At 49.2% G+C, this 897-nt stretch carries 1 pseudogene; it reads left to right on the top strand.

The features are described from left to right. Nucleotides 1–897, top strand: a pseudogene (locus tag CIK04_RS28690) (cation:proton antiporter); the annotation flags it as partial.

Genomic DNA, 897 nt, shown 5'->3' on the forward strand with positions numbered 1-897 from the left:
TGATCATGCAAGATATCTTCGCCGTGGTATTCCTCACCGCCTCAACCGGGAAATTGCCCCATTGGTACGCCATTGCTCTCATTTCGCCTTGCCTGTTACTGCCCTCTTTCTACAAGATTCTTGACTGGGATTGGTCACGGAGAAATGCTGGTTCTGTTTGGTATCTTCTTCGCACTTGTCGCAGGGGCAGGGTTATTTGAACTTGTCGGTATGAAACCAGACCTTGGCGCGCTCGTGCTGGGTATGTTATTAGCTGGTCACCGCAAATCCTCGGAGCTCGCCAAATCCCTATTTAACATGAAGGAGCTTTTCCTCGTCTGCTTCTTCCTCAATATCGGTTTATCGGCCTCGCTCAGTTTAACTGGCGTCTCTTTGGCACTACTCATCCTGCTCTTACTGCCACTGAAAGGCCTTCTTTACTTCCTAACCATCAATCACTTTAAGTTTCGTGTGCGCACGTCCTTGCTCGCATCGTTGACACTGTTTAACTACAGTGAGTTTGGCCTTATTGTTGGCGGCTTAGCTTATRAAATGGGATGGATGCCGAGTGATATTTTGGTCGCCCTTGCTGTTGCGGTCTCACTTTCTTTTATTCTTGCGGCGCCATTGAGCAAGATGGGCCACCAAATCTATCAACACTCTGGAAAGATGGCTGCAAGAAACCGCCGCAGAAAAGCTCAATCAGCGTGATCAGTTGATCAACCCAGGCAACGCGCAAGTCTTGATCCTAGGTATGGGCCGTATCGGAACAGGGGCTTATGATGAACTGCGCGCTCGTTACGGCAAAATCAGCTTAGGCGTAGAAGTGAGAGAAGAAGCTAGCGCAGCATCATCGAGAAGAAGGTACGAAACTGGTTATTGCAGGAGATGCCACTGACCCTGACTTTTGGGAGCGTA

The organism is Vibrio sp. 03_296 (assembly GCF_002265885.1).